This window comes from Rhizobium phaseoli, assembly GCF_003985125.1.
Classification (GTDB): Bacteria; Pseudomonadota; Alphaproteobacteria; order Rhizobiales; family Rhizobiaceae; genus Rhizobium; species Rhizobium phaseoli.
Genome location: NZ_ML133569.1, coordinates 71,419 through 87,700, shown reverse-complemented (window position 1 = coordinate 87,700; position 16,282 = coordinate 71,419). Strand labels below are relative to the sequence as shown.

The following is a 16,282-nucleotide window of genomic DNA, read 5'->3' as shown; positions in this document are numbered from 1 at the left end:
GCCGTCATTTGCGCCAGAAAATCAATCACCTCAGGCGTGGCTGATCGATGCCAGCGAGCGGTAGAAGGACGGCGTCAGTCCGGCTTCGGCACGGGCGAGATCGTTGAAGGGCGGCTTCAGCGGCCCGCGGAAATTAGCGCGCACCAGCTCCTGAAAGGCCTTTGCCGGATCGCGCTTTTCGCGGGCGCAGAGAAAACGGAACCATTTGGCGCCGACGGCGACATGGCCCTTTTCGTCGTTATAGATGACATCGAGAACGGCAGCGCTTTCGAGATCGCCGGTCTCGCGCATCTTGGCCTGCAGCGACGGCGTGACGTCGAGGCCGCGGGCTTCGAGAATCAGCGGCACGACGGCGAGCCTTGCCGTCAGGTCGTTGCGCGTCGAATGGGCCGCCTGCCACAACCCGTCATGGGCGGGAAGATCGCCGTAATCGGCGCCGAGATTGTTGAGGCGGGCGCGCACCATGCGGAAATGTTTCGCCTCCTCGAAAGCGACCTGCATCCAGCCGTCGAAGAAGGAATTCGGCACCTGTTCGGTCGCGAATCGCGCAACGATATCGAGCGCCAGATCGACGGCGTTAAGCTCGATATGGGCGATGGCATGCAGCAGGGCGATCCGGCCCTTCAGCGTGTGCAGCGAGCGCTTCTCTACCTGGGTCGGCGGCGTCAGCAGCGGTTTGTCGGGACGGCCTGGTCTTTCCGGCAGGGCGGCGTCGAGCGGCGAGCGCAGCGACACCCGGCGGGCGAACCAGCGGGTGGCGCTTTCCTGCGCAAGGGCCGTCTTGCGGCCGAGATCGGCCGAGCGGATGGCGTCGATGGCGCCGCCGCGCAACGAGCTTATCGCGAAATCACCGGTCACGCGGCCAGATTCCTGACGGCCTCGAGCACGGTTTCGGCATGGCCCTGCACTTTCACCTTCTGCCAAATCGTCGCGATCGTGCCATCGTGGCGGATGAGGAACGTGGTGCGCTCGACGCCCATGAAGTTGCGGCCGTACATGCTCTTTTCCTTCCAGACGCCATAGGCCTGCAGCGTTGTCTTCTCCTCGTCGGAGGCGAGCGCCACCGAAAGACGGTGTTTCCTGATGAACTTGTCGTGGCAGGCGGCCGAATCGGGCGACATGCCGATCACGGCAGCGCCGGCTGCTTCAAACTCCAGCGCCAGCGCCGAGAAAGCCAGCGATTCGGCGGTGCAGCCTGTGGTGTCATCCTTCGGATAGAAGAACAGCACCAGCGGCTTGCCGTGAAAATCGGAAAGCGAGACGCGACCGCCGCCGTCGCGGGGGAGATTGAAATCGGGGGCCAGGGCACCGATGCCGGGAACCGCCATTGGGAAAACCTTTCTTTTGCCGGGTTTGTGGATGACACTCTCTCTCCCCGAATTATATAGTGGACGGAAACCCGTCCAGCATGACCGGGTTCAATTCTTCGATTTAAGGGAGAGCCCGAGGGCGCATGTCAGCCATCCGCGGCGAAAAGGTCACGTTTCGCAAGAAGGATATCGTTGCGCTGGACCGCTTGCCGTCCGCCCAGGCCGAGGATCCGATCATCGTTCATTGCCCGCCGCCGCGGTCGCCGATGCGGCGCACGGCGAAGCTGACCTGCGGCTTTCTGGGACTGATTCTCCTGATTCTCGCGGCGATCGTCTTCACCGTCGAAAGCGGCATGTTCGACAAACCGCTGTCGCAGCAGGCGCAGGCGGCGCTGAACAGTGTGGCCGGACCGCGCTACCGCGCCGAAGTCGGCTCCACGGTCATCCGCTTCACCTCCGACTTCCGGCTGGCGCTCGAAGCGCGCAACGTCAATATGATCGACCAGCAGAGCGGCCAGCACCTGTCGACCACGGGTTCGGTGCGGCTCGGGCTCGATCCGCTGCAGCTCTTCCGCGGCCGTATCGCCGTCGCCGATATAGAAGCAGACGATATCGCGCTCGATACGGCGCTTCTGCCCTCCGGCAATCCTATCAAGCTCGACGATCTGCGCATCGACGCCATGCCGGCGGCGATGGAGAAGATCTTCTCGCAGCTCGACATGTTCGATAGCATCGTGACACGCGGCTCGACCAATTCCGTGCGCATCTCCGGCATCGACGTTAAATTGGCCGATACCGCAAACGGCCCGTTATCGCTCGTCGTCGACAATCTCGTCTTCGCGCATGTCGGTCCATCCTCGCTGCAATTGACAGGTGAGGTTGCGCTGAACGGCGAGGTGGCGGAACTCGACGTGCTGGCCGAGAAGGAAGGCGGCCAGGTGTCGAGGGTGGTTGCGACGCTCAAGCACGCCGACCTCACGCCCTTTGCGCTGAAACGCAACGATCAGGGCGTGATACGGCAGGGGCTCAGCGCCTTCGTCGACCTGACGGTTTCGGCGACCAGGGAGCGCGACGGCGCGCAGCCAGCACTTGCTGCAACGGTCGATATTGATCCTGGCCTGATTTATGCGGATGGCGATCCGCAGGAACTGTCGGGCGGACAAATCAACCTGGTCTACGATTTCGCCAAGCAGACGCTCGAGATCGCCAAGTCGAACGCCCAATTCGGCGCGACCACGGTTCCTCTCAACGGCGCGCTGATCGATCTCGACAAACTTGATCCGAAAGCCGGCAAGGGCTTCGGCATCGACGTGCTTGTCAGCGGCGGCACCGCCGCGCCTGGCGGCTCCGGCGAACAGCCGCTCTCCTTCGATATCCAGGCGACCGGACGTTATATGGTCGCCGGGCGGGAATTCCTGTTTCCCAACATGACCGTTTCCAGTCCGCTCGGCGCGCTTTACGGGGCGTTGCACGTCAAGCTCGGCGATAAATCGCCGGAAATCAGCTTCGCCGGGCAGTCCAGAGAGCTGCAGACGACGGCGATCAAGCAGCTCTGGCCGTTCTGGATGGCACCCAAGGTGCGCACATGGGTGCACGGCAATCTCTTTGGCGGCACCGTCACCGACGCCGCCATATCCGTCTTCATCCCATTTGGACGGCTCGACGAGGCAGCCGGCGGCAAGGGATTGAAACTCGACGCCAACCAAATCCGCATCGGCTTCGACATCGCCGGCGCGCGGATGAACGTTGCCGGCGACATTCCGCCGGTGCGCGATACGGCGGCGCATTTCGACCTGACCGGTCCTGTTGCGACGATTTCGATCAAAAGCGGCACTTCCTATTTCCCCTCCGGCCGGTCCGTTGGCCTCGGGCAGGGAACGTTCGTCATACCCTCCGCCTACGACAAACCGCTGATGGCCGATATCAATCTTGCCGTCTCGGGTGCGGCGGATGCCGTCGGCGAGCTGTTGACCTACAAACCGATCCGGGTGCTGCAGCGCGCCGGCTTCACGCCCGACGATTTCAAGGGACACATCGACGCGAACGTGAAGGCGCATTTCGGCCTGCTCTCCTCGCAGAACCCCCCGCCGGCCGAATGGACGGCGGTTATGAAGCTTGCGGACGTCAATCTCGCCAAGCCGTTTTCCGGCCGGACGATCAGCAATCTCGACGGTACTTTGAACGGCAATCCGAAACAGATCACGCTTGACGCCAAGGCAGAGATCGACGGTGTCCCGGCCGACATCGATCTGACCGAGCCGGTCGAGGCATCCGACAGCGCGGCGCGGCAACGGGTGATCACCGCGACACTCTCCGAGGAGCAGCGCAACAGGCTGGTGCCCGGCCTTTCCGGCATCGTCGGCGGCAGCGTGAAAATGGTGCTGACGCGGATCGACGAGGACCGGCAGGACGTCCAGCTGGATCTCACCAAGTCGCTGCTCGAACTGCCCTGGATCGGCTGGTCGAAAGGCAGCGGCATTGCCGCCACGGCTGAATTCGAAACATCCGGCCCGACCGACAATATCCAGATCAGGAACTTCCGGCTGAAAGGCGACGGTTTCGGCGCCACTGGTTCGCTGAATGTCGGCAAGGCGGGACTGATCTCGGCCGATTTCGACAGCGTCAGGCTCTCCTCGCTTGATGATTTCGCCCTGTCGGTGAAGCGCAGCAAAGGCAATTTCGACGTTTCCGTCTCCGGCGACAGCGCCGATGCGCGGCCGGTAATCGCGCGGTTGAAATCGGGCTCCGGCGACGAGGATGGTGGGAATGCCGACAACACCGGCGTGTCGGTGCGCGCCAGGCTGAAAAACGTCATCGGCTTCAACGACGAGAAGGTCGGCAACTTCCAGGCGCAGCTGTCACTGCGCGGCGACAAGCTGCAGGCACTGAATTTTTCCGGCATCACCGACAGCGGCGAAGCGGTTGTCAGCCAGATGAAGGATGGCGGCGTCATCAACATCACCAGCGGTGATGCGGGCGCAGTCTCGCGTTTCGCCGATCTCTACCAGCATATGCAGGGCGGCCTGCTCAATCTGGCGATCCGGCTGGGTGCTGAGGGCGGCTGGGACGGCTCGCTCGATGTGCGCCGCTTCTCGATCGTCAACGAACAGCGCCTGCGTTCGATCGTCTCGACACCCGTCGGAAACGAGCAGCGCAGCCTCAACGAGGCCGTCAAACGCGACATTGACACTTCGTCGCAACGCTTCCAGCGCGGTTTTGCCCGCATCGTCTCGCGCAACGGCATGATCGGTATCGAGAACGGCGTGTTGCGCGGCGACCAGATCGGTGCGACCTTCCAGGGTGTGGTGCGCGACCGCAAGGGCAATATGGATATGACCGGCACCTTCATGCCCGCCTACGGTCTCAATCGCCTGTTCGCCGAACTGCCGCTGATCGGGGTCATCCTCGGCAATGGCAGCGACCGCGGACTGATCGGCATCACCTTCAAGTTGACCGGCAAGTTCGACCAGCCGAACCTGCAGATCAACCCGCTTTCGATCATCGCGCCCGGTGTTTTCCGGCAAATCTTCGAGTTTCAATAAGACGGGCAAGCCAGAAGCCTAAATTTCCTTGCGCCTGAGGAGATAGTCGAGGCCGCCGACACGATACCAGCGATAGCCGTAGGCATCGAGCCGGACGGTGTGACGGCCTTTCTCGTCGGCGCTGCTGCTTGCGCCATCGGCAATATCGATCAGCTGTCGCCCGTCTTCGCCGATATCGGGATCGAAGGTCACTTCCGCCGGCTGCGCATGCAGATTGTGCAGGATCAAGACGGAATTGCCGCGCCAGTCGTAACGAAGCGCCAGCACGCCGTCGTCGCCGGTGTCGACCACGCAGAAATTGCCCCAGCCGATCTCCGGAGCTTCCTTGCGCATTCGGATCATCCGCTCGGTCCAGTTCAACAGCGAGTTCGGATCGCGCCGCTGTTCGGCGACATTGATATGCTCGAAGCCGTAGGGACCGTCCTTGATCACAGGGGTGATCGGTTTCGGGCTTTTGGTGAAGCCGCCTTCCGGCTCGGTCGACCACTGCATCGGCGTGCGGGCGCAATCGCGCTCCGGCAGGTTCAGATCGTCGCCCATGCCGATCTCGTCGCCGTAGCGGATAACGGGCGTTCCGGGCAGCGAAAACAGCAGGCTGTAGGCCATTTCGATCCTGCGGCGGTCGCCGCCAAGCATCGGCGCCAGCCGGCGGCGAATGCCGCGGTCATAGAGCTGCATGTTCTTGTCAGGCCCGAATTCGGCAAAGACAGCGCCGCGCTGTTTGTCCGTCAGCCGCCCGAGATCCAGCTCGTCGTGGTTGCGCAGAAAGAGGCCCCATTGCGCGGTTGCCGGCCGCGGTTTCGTTGCCTCCATCGCCTTCTTCAGCGGCCGGGTATCGGCGCTGGCGAAGGCATAAAACAGCGCTTGGTTGACCTGGAAATTGAACATCATCTGCATACGGTCGCCATCGTCGCCGAAATATTCGAAATTGTCCTTCGGCAGGATATTGGCCTCCGCCAGGACGATGGAGTCGCCGAGGCGCCATTGCAGGAATTCGCGAAACTTCCGCAGCATATCGAACTGCTCGACCGGCTTGGTGACCTCGGCGCCTTTGGTCGCGATGATGAAGGGGGCGGCATCCATCCGAAAGCCCGAGACGCCGAGCTGGATCCAGAAGCCCATGATCTTGAGGATCTCGGCCTGCACCTCGGGATTGGACGTGTTGAGGTCGGGCTGGTGATCATAGAAGCGGTGGAAATAGTAGGCCTCGGCTTTTTCGTCATGGGTCCAGGTAGTCTTCTGCACGCCGGGGAAGACCATGCCATGATCGGCATTCGCAGGCTTTTTGTCCGACCACACGTACCATTCACGATAGCGCGAATGCGGATCGCTCCTGGCGTCCTGAAACCAAGGATGATCCTTCGACGTGTGATTGATCACGAGATCGATCAGCACCCGGATGCCGCGCTGCTTGGCGCCGTGGGTGAATTCGACGAAATCGCCGAGCGTGCCATAACGCCGGTCGACATTGTAATAATCGGAGACGTCGTAGCCGTCGTCGCGGCCGGGAGACTCCTGGAACGGCATCAGCCAGATCGCCGTCACGCCGAGGCCGGAGAGATAGTCGAGGCGGCGCATCAGGCCCTGAAAATCACCGACGCCATCGCCGTTCGCATCCATGAAGGTCTCGACGGACAGGCAGTAGATGACGGCGTTCTTATACCAGAGGTCGTTGATCATGCCGGCTCTCCAATCCATCTGGTCGCAAATCCCGCCGGGCGGAAAAGGTTCCGATCAGGCGGTGCGTGGCCGGCTGGCGGGCAAGTTCGGCCGACAATTTCGTCATCGATGCCGGAACATTTTAGCTTGTTCTGATGTAAGATAAGGTTCGGCCGGAAAACCGTGGCCGGCGGAGAATGCCATGCTGTGCGCCCGGACAATCTCTTTCGCATCTGCCGCCGTGATCGCAGTCACGTTTGGCCACCAGTTTTCCTATGCCGTAGAAAAGGGAGCGCGACTGAGGCCGCAGACCGTCCGCTCCGACCATATCCTCATCGTGCCTCTCGACGCGACGGTGACGCCGCCGATCTTCTCGATCAGTTGGTGGTCACGCGTGCCACCCGCTACAGACGTCAATCCACCACCCTATGTCTTTCAAGCGGTCGAACGAACGGATGCGATATCTCGGCCTGGTGTCGAGTGATCGTCTGCCTCGCCAGCGCCTTCAGCGAAATGAAAAAGGCCGGCTAAGCGCCGGCCACTGTCACTGTTCTCATTTGCTGCCGCTTACGCCGCGCGGCGGATCAGTATGTGCTTCTTCTTACCGAGCGAGAGCTTGATGACGCCGTCGGCGGTAATCTCGTCGCTGCCGATCAGGCGGCGTTCATCGCTCACCGCCTCGTCGTTGATGCGGACTGCGCCGCCTTGGACGTGGCGGCGGGCCTCACCGTTGGAGCCGGCAAGGCCGGCGCGGACCATCAACGACAGCAGGCCGATGCCGCCGTCGAGTTCGGTGCCTGGGATATCGACCGACGGCAGGTTTTCCGAAAGCCCGCCTTCCTCGAAGGTCTTGCGCGCCGTTTCCGCTGCCTGCTCAGCAGCTGCGCGGCCGTGCAGGATTGCGGTGACTTCGGTTGCCAGGATCTTCTTGACCTCGTTCAGTTCCGAACCGCCGAGCGCCGAAAGCCGTGCGATTTCATCCATCGGCAAGGTGGTGAAGAGCTTGAGGAAGCGTGGCACATCGGCATCCTCGGTGTTGCGCCAATATTGCCAGAAGTCATAGACGGGCAGCAGGTCGGCATTCAGCCAGACCGCGCCGGATGCCGATTTGCCCATCTTGGCGCCGGACGACGTCGTCAGCAGCGGCGAGGTCAGTGCATAGAGCTGCGGCGTCCCCATGCGGTGACCGAGATCGATGCCGTTGACGATATTGCCCCACTGATCCGAACCGCCCATCTGCAGACGGCAACCGTAGCGCTTGGCCAGCTCGACGAAATCATAGGCCTGGAGGATCATGTAGTTGAATTCCAGGAAGGACAGGGACTGTTCGCGGTCAAGGCGCGTCTTCACGCTGTCGAAGGACAGCATGCGGTTGACCGAGAAATGGCGGCCGACATCGCGCAGGAATTCGAGGTAATTCAACGAGCGCAGCCATTCGGCGTTGTTGATCATCAGCGCGGCGTTGCCGGATTTGTCGTAATCGAGATAGTTCGAGAAGCAGCTCTTGATCGAGGCGATATTCTGCTCGATTGTCTCGATCGTCATCAGCTTGCGCGCCTCCTCCTTGAAGGAGGGATCGCCGACCATGCCGGTGCCGCCGCCCATCAGCGAAATCGGGCGGTGGCCCGTCGCCTGCAGCCAGTGCAGCATCATGATCTGGGTGAGATGACCGACGTGAAGGCTCGATGCCGTCGGGTCGTAGCCGATATAGGCCGTCACGGTTTCCTTGGCGAACAGGTCGTCGAGGCCGCGCTCATCAGAGATCTGATGAATGAAACCGCGTTCTTTCAGCGTGCGGAGGAAATCGGACTTGAACTCGGACATGGCTTTCGTCTCTTGGTGTCTGCGCTCGGTCCCGTGTGGCCTTACGCAACTTCGTTGTTGTTGATCTGTCGCGGCGCGTTTAGCACTGTTTTTACAAAAGTGCATCCGGGAATCGCACGGGAAGGAAGCCTCATGGATGTCATCAGGACCGCGATCGGTCTGATGAGCGGCACGTCGATGGACGGAATCGATGTCGCGTTGATCAGAACCGACGGCCGTGGCTTCATCGAGCGTGGGCCGTTCCTGGGCGTGCCTTATGATGCGGCGTTTCGCGAGCGGCTCAAACGGGCGCTGCAACTGGCCCGTCCCCTCTGCGACAGGAACGAGCGGCCCGGCGAGCTTCGCGACATCGAGCTTGAACTGACCGGGCGGCATGTAACTGCCGTTACGGCATTCCTTGAACGTTTCGGGCTTTCGGCTGATGCTGTCGATGTTCTCGGCTTTCATGGCCAGACCGTGCTTCACCGGCCCGATGAAGGACTGACGATTCAGATTGGCGATGGCGGCGACCTCGCTCGGCGCACCGGCATATCGGTGGTCTATGACATGCGCGCCAACGATATGGTGCATGGCGGGCAGGGCGCGCCGCTGGTGCCGGCCTATCACGCCGCGCTTGCGGGAAAATTCCAGCAGGCGGGGCAGGCGGTCTGCTTCGTCAACATTGGCGGTATCTCCAATTTGACCTTCATCGGTACGGACGGCCGGATCGTCGCCTTCGACAGCGGGCCGGGCAATACGCTGATCGACCAATGGGTGGAGATGCAGACCGGCAAAACCTATGATCCCGGCGGCGAAATCGGCGGACGCGGCAAGGTCGTGACCGCTGTCACGGAGCGATATCTGGAGAGCCCGTTCTTCCGTGGCAATGTTCGCCGCTCGCTCGACCGAGGTGATTTTGCGCCGCTTGATCAGGGAGAGGCGAGCCTCGAAGACGGTGCCCGCACACTCGCGCACGTCGCTGCCGCCTCGATCGTCAAATCTGCCAGTTTCCTGCCGGAGAACCCGTCAATCTATATCGTCTGCGGCGGCGGGCGGCTGAACCGCACTCTCATGGCGGAGTTCTCGGCCATGGCCGAAGAGCGGGGATCGCGCGTATTGACCGCCGAGGAGGCAGGCTTCGACGGCGATGCGATGGAGGCAGAGGCCTGGGCCTATCTCGCCGTCCGCTCGCTGGACGGGCTGCCGTTGACGTTTCCAGGCACGACCGGGGTCAGCGCTCCCGTCAGCGGCGGTGTGCTCGCAACGCCATGAGCGACAGGATCATCCTGAAGACGCCGCGGCTCAGATTCGTCATGTGGGACGAAGGCGATGCGGCCCTTGTCCAGCAGCTGCATTCGACAATGGCAACGACCCGCTATCTTCCCGACAGCGCGCCCTGGAGCCCGGAGAAGGCCGCTGAACGGCTGCGGGGCTGGTTCGAAGAACAGGCGCGCGACGGCACGACCAAATACAAGATTGTCGCCGAGGATGGACGTTTCGTCGGCCGCGCCGGCATTTCGCGGTTCGGGAGCGAGCAGTTCGAACTCGGTTATTCCCTGATCGAGGAGGTGTGGGGCAAGGGCCTGGCAACAGAAGCGGCGAGCGCTCTGGCCGACTGGTTCTTCGAAAGGGGACTTGCGTCCGGTTTCATTGCCTTCACGCATCCCGAAAACATCGCCTCGCAGCGCGTTCTCAGGAAGATCGGCATGCGCGAACGTGCGCCGATCCTGATTGATGGAGTGCTCGATATGGCTTTCGAGATGACCGCTGACATGCGGCCGGCAAAGCTTAACTCTTGACGGCAAGCGGCCGGACGCGTCCGCCCTGATGGCCGTCCTCGACGCCCCTGACCTGGGCGATGAACGAGAACTTCTTGCGAAGGCCGAGGATCGGCTTCTCGATGAAGTGCCAGGACAGCACCGCGACAGCGAGAGCCGAAGGCAAGCCGACGGCATAGAGCGCCAGCGCCCCATATTTCGGATAGAGAAAGACCGAGGGGAATGCGCTTATCCAGATCTGCAGGAAGGGGTCGTGATAGAGATAGACACCGTAGGAATAGTCGCCTTTCCGGAAGAAGGCGGGGATCGGGACTTCCGACAGACCGATGAAGACCGTCATGTAAACAAGCGAGGTGATGACGAGGGGCCGGTTGATCACCGATTCAATCGCCCGGCTGTCGAGAGTGAGAATGGCGGCGACGCAAACGAGGCAGGCGGCGGCGAAGATCCAGCGCGAATGCGGAATGACCGCTTTGAACTGGAAAGCGACGATGCCCATCAGGAAGGCGGTTATCAGCTGCGAACCGCGACTCATGAACAGGAAGCGGGCGACGGGCTTGACTGTATCAGGCAGGAGATAGGGCATCTTCTGCACGATGAGACCGATGACGATATAGGCGGCCGTCACCGCGAGCAGCTTGTAGCGCGTCTTGACGATGGCGGTGATCATCAGAAACGACATGATGATGTAGCAGAAGATTTCCCAGGGAACCGTCCACAGAGCGCCATTGACCTTCTGGCTCGGATTGTCCTGGAACACGCCCGGCAGCTCGTAATGGATCCAGCCGACGATGTTCAGGAAGTATTTGAAGAAGCGCGGGTCGGTGAAATATTCGGAGTGATAGACGATCGTGACGATCGGGCCGATGATCAGCGAACAGACGACGATATCGACGGCAAGAGCCGGTACGATGCGCAATCCGCGGTTGATCAGGAAATTCCGCAGGCTCAGCCGCTGGGCACTGCCGGCGATCAGGAATCCGCTCAGGGCAAAGAACATCGGAACAAGAGCGTATTCGGTAAACCAGAATATCGAGCCCCTGATGAAAGCATCGTTTCCAGTCAGCAAAAACGAATGGGTCAGGACGATAGAAAAGGCGAGACCAATTCGAAGAAAATCAAATCCCGGACCGATTCCTTGATACTTATCCAGGACTTCCCCGAACGACTTGGTCATTTGCGGACCTCGCTTCTGTTTCGATCGCGGGGACCCTACCGCACTGCAAAATATATTGCAACACGGTAAGGTGATCTGTTGCGGCACAATCGGCCCGCAGGGGGCGAGCGCCTCTTAAAGGGACGAGGGTTCGCGCTACGCTTTAGCGGATCCGCTTGGCGGCCGGCTCCGGCACCAGTTCGCCATTGAGGCGGCGGTCGAGATAGTCCTCGCATTCGCTCATCAGCGTCTCCACCTGACCGTTGAAGAAGTGGTTGGCGTTGGCCACGGTGCGATGGGTGATGAGAATGCCCTTCTGCGTCTTCAGCTTCTCAACGAGGCCGTTGACGTCCTTTTCCGGCGCCACCTTGTCGGCCTCGCCGTTGATGATCAGGCCGGAGGAGGGGCAGGGCGCCAGGAAGGAGAAGTCGTAGGTATTGGGCTGCGGGGCGATCGACATGAAGCCCTCGATCTCCGGCCGGCGCATCAGGAGCTGCATGCCGATCCAGGAACCGAAGGAATAACCGGCGACCCAACAGGTCTTCGAATCGGGATGCAGGCTCTGCACCCAGTCGAGCGCCGAGGCGGCATCCGACAATTCGCCGGCGCCGTGGTCGAATTCGCCCTGGCTGCGGCCGATGCCCCGGAAATTGAAGCGCAACGTCGTGAACCCGCGCTTCTGGAACATGTAGAAGAGCTGGTAGACGATCTGATTGTTCATCGTGCCGCCGAACTGCGGATGTGGATGCAAAATCAGGGCGATGGGCGCGCTTTTTTCCTTGGAGGGCTGGTAGCGGCCTTCAAGACGGCCGGCTGGGCCGTTGAAAATAACTTCGGGCATTGGTACTCCGGGTTTTATTTCGCGTTCGCGCTGCGTCGGACGACAACATGACTTGACTAATGTTGTCAGCTTTTCTAAAACGCAGTTTAGAACAATTCGAAACTTGCATGGCGATCCACGCTTCGTGGAACGTGTCATAAGGCAAGCCCGGCGGAAATTTCAAGAAAAATGAGCCGCGGGTGCTGAAGCAAGCTCGTCAAGCGCAGGACTGAAGATCATGGCGCCGCCACGCCTTTATCTCGACTGGAATGCCACAGCGCCGCTGCACCCGGCAGCACGCGAGGCGATCATGCGCGCCATCGACGTGTTTGGCAATCCGAACAGCGTGCATGGAGAAGGCCGCGCCGCGCGCGCCGCCATCGAGGGTGCGCGACGCCAGGTGGCCGCCCTTGCCGGCACCGAACCCGGCAATGTCGTCTTCACCAGTGGTGCTACCGAAGCCGCCAATCTGGTGCTGACGCCGGAATTCCGCATGGGGCGGACGCCGCTGCGGCTCGGCCATCTCTATTTTTCCGCGATCGAGCATCCGGCCGTGCGTGAGGGCGGGCGTTTCGCCAAAGAGAAGATGACGGAGATTCCGGTGACCGAAGCCGGCACCGTCGATCTCGATGCGCTCGGTGCTTTGCTCGATGCTCATGACAAGGCTGCCGGTCTGCCGATGGTCGCCATCATGCTCGTCAACAACGAGACGGGCATCGTCCAGCCGGTCGAGGCGGCGGCAAGGATCGTTCACGCGCATGGCGGGCTCTTCGTGGTCGATGCTGTGCAGGCCGCCGGCCGCATCACGCTCGATATCGACAGGTTCGGCGCCGATTTCATCATTGTCTCCTCGCACAAGATCGGCGGGCCGAAGGGCGCCGGCGCGCTGATTGCGCGCGGCGAGGCGCTGATGCCGCGGCCGCTGATCCAGGGCGGTGGGCAGGAGCGTGGTCACCGGTCGGGGACGCAGAATTCACTGGCGCTGATCGGCTTCGGCGCGGCGGCCGAGGTGGCAGCGAATGAACTGGAGACGCGCAACGCCGCCATCGGCGCGCTGCGCCAGCGGCTGGAAGCCGGCATGCGCCAGGCGGCGGCGGACGTGATCATCCACGGCGAGGGCGGCGAGCGTGTCGCCAATACCATCTTCTTCACCTTGCCGGGGCTGAAGGCCGAGACCGGGCAGATCGCCTTCGATCTCGAAGGCGTGGCACTTTCGGCAGGCTCGGCCTGCTCGTCCGGCCGGCTCGGCGAAAGCCATGTGCTGACGGCGATGGGACGCGATGCCAAGCTTGGCGCGCTGCGCATCTCGCTCGGCTTTTCGACCACGGAAGAGGATATAGACAGGGCGATTGCCGCTTTTGCGAAGATCGCCTGCCGGCGCAGGTCGGCGGGCGAGGCGGCCTGACCTGATATAAACTTGCGGAAATGCAAATTTCCGCTTGCCAATCGGGCTGAAAAGTCCCTTTTGGCCTCTTACATCAGGGCAAGATATTGCCCGACCATCAGGGCAAGATATTGCCCGACCATCAGGGCAAGATATTGCCCGACCATCAGGGCAAGATATTGCCCGACCATCGGGGCAAGGAATTGTCCGACCATCAGGGCAAGGAAATTGCCCATAGACGCTACAAGCTGCCGGACCTTGTATCCGGCGAGATTGGAGAACGAAATGGCTGCCGTGCAGGAAACGATCGACCAGGTACGCCTGATCGATGTGGACCAGTACAAATACGGTTTCGAGACTGTCATCGAAATGGACAAGGCGCCCAAGGGCCTGTCCGAGGATATCATCCGCTTCATCTCGGCCAAGAAGCAGGAGCCGGAGTGGATGCTGGAATGGCGTCTGGAGGCCTATCGGCGCTGGCTGACGCTGGAAGAGCCGACCTGGGCGCGCGTCAATTATCCGAAGATCGATTTCAACGACATCCACTATTATGCCGCGCCGAAAAGCGCGCCGGGTCCGAAGTCGCTCGACGAGGTCGATCCGGAGCTGTTGAAGGTCTACGAGAAGCTCGGCATTCCGCTGCGTGAGCAGGAGATCCTGGCCGGCGTCGAGAAGCCGAAGATCGCTGTCGACGCGGTTTTCGACAGCGTCTCGGTGGTCACCACCTTCAAGGCGGAGCTGAAGAAGGCCGGCGTGATCTTCATGTCGATCTCGGAAGCCATCCGCGAATATCCCGATCTCGTGCGGAAATATCTCGGTTCGGTCGTGCCGACCTCGGACAATTACTACGCGACGCTCAATTCGGCTGTCTTTACCGACGGCTCCTTCGTCTTCGTGCCGAAGGGCGTTCGCTGCCCGATGGAGCTCTCCACCTATTTCCGCATCAACGAGAAGGGCACCGGCCAGTTCGAGCGCACGCTGATCATCGCCGAGGAAGGCGCCTACGTCTCCTACCTCGAAGGTTGCACGGCCCCGCAGCGCGATGAAAACCAGCTGCATGCCGCCGTGGTCGAGCTCGTGGCGCTCGACGATGCCGAGATTAAATATTCTACCGTCCAGAACTGGTATCCTGGTGACAAGGAAGGCAAGGGCGGCATCTACAATTTCGTCACCAAGCGCGGCGATTGCCGCGGCGACCGCTCGAAGATCTCCTGGACGCAGGTCGAAACCGGCTCGGCCATCACCTGGAAATATCCGTCCTGCATTCTGCGCGGCGACGACTCCAGAGGCGAATTCTATTCGATCGCCGTCTCGAACGGCCATCAGCAGATCGACAGCGGCACCAAGATGATCCATCTCGGCAAGAACACCTCGAGCCGCATCGTCTCCAAGGGTATCGCCGCCGGTGTTTCCAACAATACCTACCGCGGCCAGGTCTCGGCTCATCGCAAGGCATCGAACGCGCGCAACTTCACCCAGTGCGATTCACTGCTGATCGGCGACAAGTGCGGCGCTCATACCGTGCCCTACATCGAAGCAAAGAATTCGACGGCGCAGTTCGAGCACGAAGCGACGACCTCGAAGATCTCCGAGGACCAGCTGTTCTATTGCCTGCAGCGCGGTATCCCGACCGAAGCGGCGATCGCCCTGATCGTCAACGGCTTCGTCAAGGAAGTGCTGCAGGAGTTGCCGATGGAATTTGCCGTCGAGGCGCAGAAGCTGATCAGCATTTCGCTTGAAGGCTCTGTAGGCTGATATGGACGAGACGGACAAGAAGCGCATTCTTGAACGTCTGGAGAATATGCGCGGGGAGATATTGGCGAAAATTCGCCCCCGCGAGCAAAGGTACGAGACGGAAACGCCGCCGGAGCAGCCTTACGTGTTTCTCCAGCAGCGCATGGAAAAACCAGGAAAGATTATTCAGATTCTCGAATGGTTTTGGTTCGTAACGCTCGCGGTTTTCCGTGTCATTCGTTTTTTGGCGCGGTAGCGCCGAGCGCAACAGGTCGATGTCCTTAGAAATTACGCGAGGCTCTGGTGAGCTACGCAGAGAAAACGCAGGAACCAAAGATGCTTGAAATCAGAAACCTTCATGCCCGCATTGCCGAAGATGGCACCGAGATCATCCGTGGCCTGAACCTGACGGTGAAAGCCGGGGAAGTGGCCGCCATCATGGGCCCGAACGGCTCCGGCAAGTCTACGCTTTCCTATGTGCTGTCGGGTCGTGAAGACTATGAAGTGACCGAGGGCGATATTCTTTATAACGGCGAGAGCATTCTCGAACTCGATCCGGCCGAACGCGCCGCCAAGGGTGTTTTCCTTGCCTTCCAGTACCCGGTCGAAATCCCCGGTGTCGCCACCATGCAGTTCCTCAAGGTGGCGATGAACGAGCAGCGCAAGGCGCGCGGCGAGGACGAGCTGACAACGCCGGATTTCATGCGCCGCGTCAAGGATGCCGCGGCCAAGCTGCAGATCAACACCGAGATGCTGAAGCGTCCGCTCAACGTCGGCTTCTCCGGCGGCGAGAAGAAGCGCGCCGAGATCCTGCAGATGGCGTTGCTCGAGCCGAAACTCTGCGTGCTCGACGAAACCGATTCCGGCCTCGACATCGACGCGCTGAAGATCGTCGCCGACGGCGTCAACGCGCTGCGTTCGCCCGATCGCGCCGTCGTCGTCATCACCCACTATCAGCGCCTGCTCGACTATATCGTGCCTGATACCGTTCACGTGCTCTACAAGGGCCAGGTGATCAAGTCGGGCGACAAGACGCTGGCGCATGAGCTCGAAGCCAACGGCTATGCCGATATCATCGGCGCGGCGGCCTGAGTTC

At 61.1% G+C, this 16,282-nt stretch carries 15 protein-coding genes; 8 read left to right on the top strand and 7 right to left on the bottom strand.

The annotated features are described in order from the left end of the window. Positions 1 to 30 precede the first annotated feature (30 nt). Positions 31 to 858 carry a ferritin-like domain-containing protein gene (locus tag EFD56_RS10355; protein ID WP_085742577.1) on the bottom strand — a complete coding sequence of 276 codons (828 nt, stop codon included), beginning with the start codon at positions 856 to 858 and terminating at the stop codon, positions 31 to 33. Further along, positions 855 to 1,328 carry a peroxiredoxin gene (locus EFD56_RS10350; RefSeq protein WP_085742576.1) on the bottom strand — a complete coding sequence of 158 codons (474 nt, stop codon included), beginning with the start codon at positions 1,326 to 1,328 and terminating at the stop codon, positions 855 to 857. Before EFD56_RS10350 ends, EFD56_RS10355 begins: the two co-directional genes overlap by 4 nt. A gap of 125 nt (positions 1,329 to 1,453) precedes the next feature. Between EFD56_RS10350 and EFD56_RS10345 the strand changes: the two genes are divergently transcribed. Next, complete coding sequence (locus tag EFD56_RS10345) at positions 1,454 to 4,852, top strand: YhdP family protein (protein ID WP_085742575.1); 3,399 nt, start codon at positions 1,454 to 1,456, stop codon at positions 4,850 to 4,852. Between the two features lie 18 nt (positions 4,853 to 4,870). Here EFD56_RS10345 and EFD56_RS10340 read toward each other — a convergent pair whose 3' ends face one another. Further along, a complete protein-coding gene (locus tag EFD56_RS10340) occupies positions 4,871 to 6,532 on the bottom strand; it encodes an alpha-amylase family protein (protein WP_126905196.1) in 1,662 nt (553 codons plus the stop codon). Positions 6,533 to 6,713: 181 nt separating this feature from the next. On the opposite strand from EFD56_RS10340, the gene EFD56_RS10335 reads away from it, so the two are divergent. Further along, a complete protein-coding gene (locus EFD56_RS10335) occupies positions 6,714 to 6,995 on the top strand; it encodes a hypothetical protein (RefSeq protein WP_037139585.1) in 282 nt (93 codons plus the stop codon). An 83-nt stretch (positions 6,996 to 7,078) separates the two neighbouring features. Here the strand turns inward: EFD56_RS10335 and tyrS are convergent, their stop codons facing one another. Beyond that, on the bottom strand, positions 7,079 to 8,335 hold the full coding sequence (gene tyrS / locus EFD56_RS10330; RefSeq protein ID WP_037139583.1) for a tyrosine--tRNA ligase: 1,257 nt from the start codon (positions 8,333 to 8,335) through the stop codon (positions 7,079 to 7,081). Between the two features lie 132 nt (positions 8,336 to 8,467). On the opposite strand from tyrS, the gene EFD56_RS10325 reads away from it, so the two are divergent. Further along, positions 8,468 to 9,586, top strand: coding sequence for an anhydro-N-acetylmuramic acid kinase (locus EFD56_RS10325; RefSeq protein ID WP_037139579.1), 1,119 nt, complete (start codon positions 8,468 to 8,470; stop codon positions 9,584 to 9,586). Then, positions 9,583 to 10,113 (top strand): GNAT family N-acetyltransferase, encoded by a 531-nt coding sequence (locus EFD56_RS10320; RefSeq protein WP_037139576.1) that lies wholly within the window; start codon positions 9,583 to 9,585, stop codon positions 10,111 to 10,113. The genes EFD56_RS10325 and EFD56_RS10320 overlap by 4 nt, the downstream gene beginning before the upstream one ends. Here the strand turns inward: EFD56_RS10320 and EFD56_RS10315 are convergent. Both EFD56_RS10315 and EFD56_RS10310 read right to left on the bottom strand, forming a co-directional pair. Then, positions 10,103 to 11,269 (bottom strand): acyltransferase family protein, encoded by a 1,167-nt coding sequence (locus tag EFD56_RS10315; RefSeq protein ID WP_037139573.1) that lies wholly within the window; start codon positions 11,267 to 11,269, stop codon positions 10,103 to 10,105. The genes EFD56_RS10320 and EFD56_RS10315 overlap by 11 nt on opposite strands. Positions 11,270 to 11,411: 142 nt before the next feature. Then, positions 11,412 to 12,089, bottom strand: coding sequence for an alpha/beta hydrolase (locus EFD56_RS10310; protein WP_004675601.1), 678 nt, complete (start codon positions 12,087 to 12,089; stop codon positions 11,412 to 11,414). Between the two features lie 217 nt (positions 12,090 to 12,306). On the opposite strand from EFD56_RS10310, the gene EFD56_RS10305 reads away from it, so the two are divergent. Continuing rightward, on the top strand, positions 12,307 to 13,473 hold the full coding sequence (locus EFD56_RS10305) for a cysteine desulfurase family protein (RefSeq protein WP_037139570.1): 1,167 nt from the start codon (positions 12,307 to 12,309) through the stop codon (positions 13,471 to 13,473). Between the two features lie 68 nt (positions 13,474 to 13,541). Here the strand turns inward: EFD56_RS10305 and EFD56_RS32580 are convergent, their stop codons facing one another. Then, on the bottom strand, positions 13,542 to 13,688 hold the full coding sequence (locus EFD56_RS32580) for a hypothetical protein (protein ID WP_164736823.1): 147 nt from the start codon (positions 13,686 to 13,688) through the stop codon (positions 13,542 to 13,544). A gap of 49 nt (positions 13,689 to 13,737) precedes the next feature. Here EFD56_RS32580 and sufB point away from each other — a divergent pair, with 49 nt between their 5' ends. The 3 genes from sufB (at position 13,738) to sufC (ending at position 16,278) form a co-directional block, all read left to right on the top strand. Next, positions 13,738 to 15,207 carry a Fe-S cluster assembly protein SufB gene (sufB, locus tag EFD56_RS10300; protein ID WP_004675596.1) on the top strand — a complete coding sequence of 490 codons (1,470 nt, stop codon included), beginning with the start codon at positions 13,738 to 13,740 and terminating at the stop codon, positions 15,205 to 15,207. 1 nt (position 15,208) lies between these two features. Beyond that, positions 15,209 to 15,442, top strand: a complete 234-nt coding sequence (locus EFD56_RS10295; protein WP_004675593.1) for a hypothetical protein — start codon at positions 15,209 to 15,211, stop codon at positions 15,440 to 15,442. 80 nt (positions 15,443 to 15,522) lie between these two features. Continuing rightward, positions 15,523 to 16,278 carry a Fe-S cluster assembly ATPase SufC gene (gene sufC, locus EFD56_RS10290; RefSeq protein ID WP_004675591.1) on the top strand — a complete coding sequence of 252 codons (756 nt, stop codon included), beginning with the start codon at positions 15,523 to 15,525 and terminating at the stop codon, positions 16,276 to 16,278. The last annotated feature ends 4 nt before the right edge of the window (positions 16,279 to 16,282 follow it).

Bases quoted from the DNA above. Each gene is read 5' to 3' on its own strand.
- EFD56_RS10350 (WP_085742576.1), bottom strand. From the start codon at position 1,328: ATGGCGGTTCCCGGCATCGGTGCCCTGGCCCCCGATTTCAATCTCCCC.
- EFD56_RS10345 (WP_085742575.1), top strand. From the start codon at position 1,454: ATGTCAGCCATCCGCGGCGAAAAGGTCACGTTTCGCAAGAAGGATATC.
- EFD56_RS10340 (WP_126905196.1), bottom strand. From the start codon at position 6,532: ATGATCAACGACCTCTGGTATAAGAACGCCGTCATCTACTGCCTGTCC.
- EFD56_RS10335 (WP_037139585.1), top strand. From the start codon at position 6,714: ATGCTGTGCGCCCGGACAATCTCTTTCGCATCTGCCGCCGTGATCGCA.
- tyrS (WP_037139583.1), bottom strand. From the start codon at position 8,335: ATGTCCGAGTTCAAGTCCGATTTCCTCCGCACGCTGAAAGAACGCGGT.
- EFD56_RS10325 (WP_037139579.1), top strand. From the start codon at position 8,468: ATGGATGTCATCAGGACCGCGATCGGTCTGATGAGCGGCACGTCGATG.
- EFD56_RS10320 (WP_037139576.1), top strand. From the start codon at position 9,583: ATGAGCGACAGGATCATCCTGAAGACGCCGCGGCTCAGATTCGTCATG.
- EFD56_RS10315 (WP_037139573.1), bottom strand. From the start codon at position 11,269: ATGACCAAGTCGTTCGGGGAAGTCCTGGATAAGTATCAAGGAATCGGT.
- EFD56_RS10310 (WP_004675601.1), bottom strand. From the start codon at position 12,089: ATGCCCGAAGTTATTTTCAACGGCCCAGCCGGCCGTCTTGAAGGCCGC.
- EFD56_RS10305 (WP_037139570.1), top strand. From the start codon at position 12,307: ATGGCGCCGCCACGCCTTTATCTCGACTGGAATGCCACAGCGCCGCTG.
- EFD56_RS32580 (WP_164736823.1), bottom strand. From the start codon at position 13,688: ATGGGCAATTTCCTTGCCCTGATGGTCGGACAATTCCTTGCCCCGATG.
- sufB (WP_004675596.1), top strand. From the start codon at position 13,738: ATGGCTGCCGTGCAGGAAACGATCGACCAGGTACGCCTGATCGATGTG.
- EFD56_RS10295 (WP_004675593.1), top strand. From the start codon at position 15,209: ATGGACGAGACGGACAAGAAGCGCATTCTTGAACGTCTGGAGAATATG.
- sufC (WP_004675591.1), top strand. From the start codon at position 15,523: ATGCTTGAAATCAGAAACCTTCATGCCCGCATTGCCGAAGATGGCACC.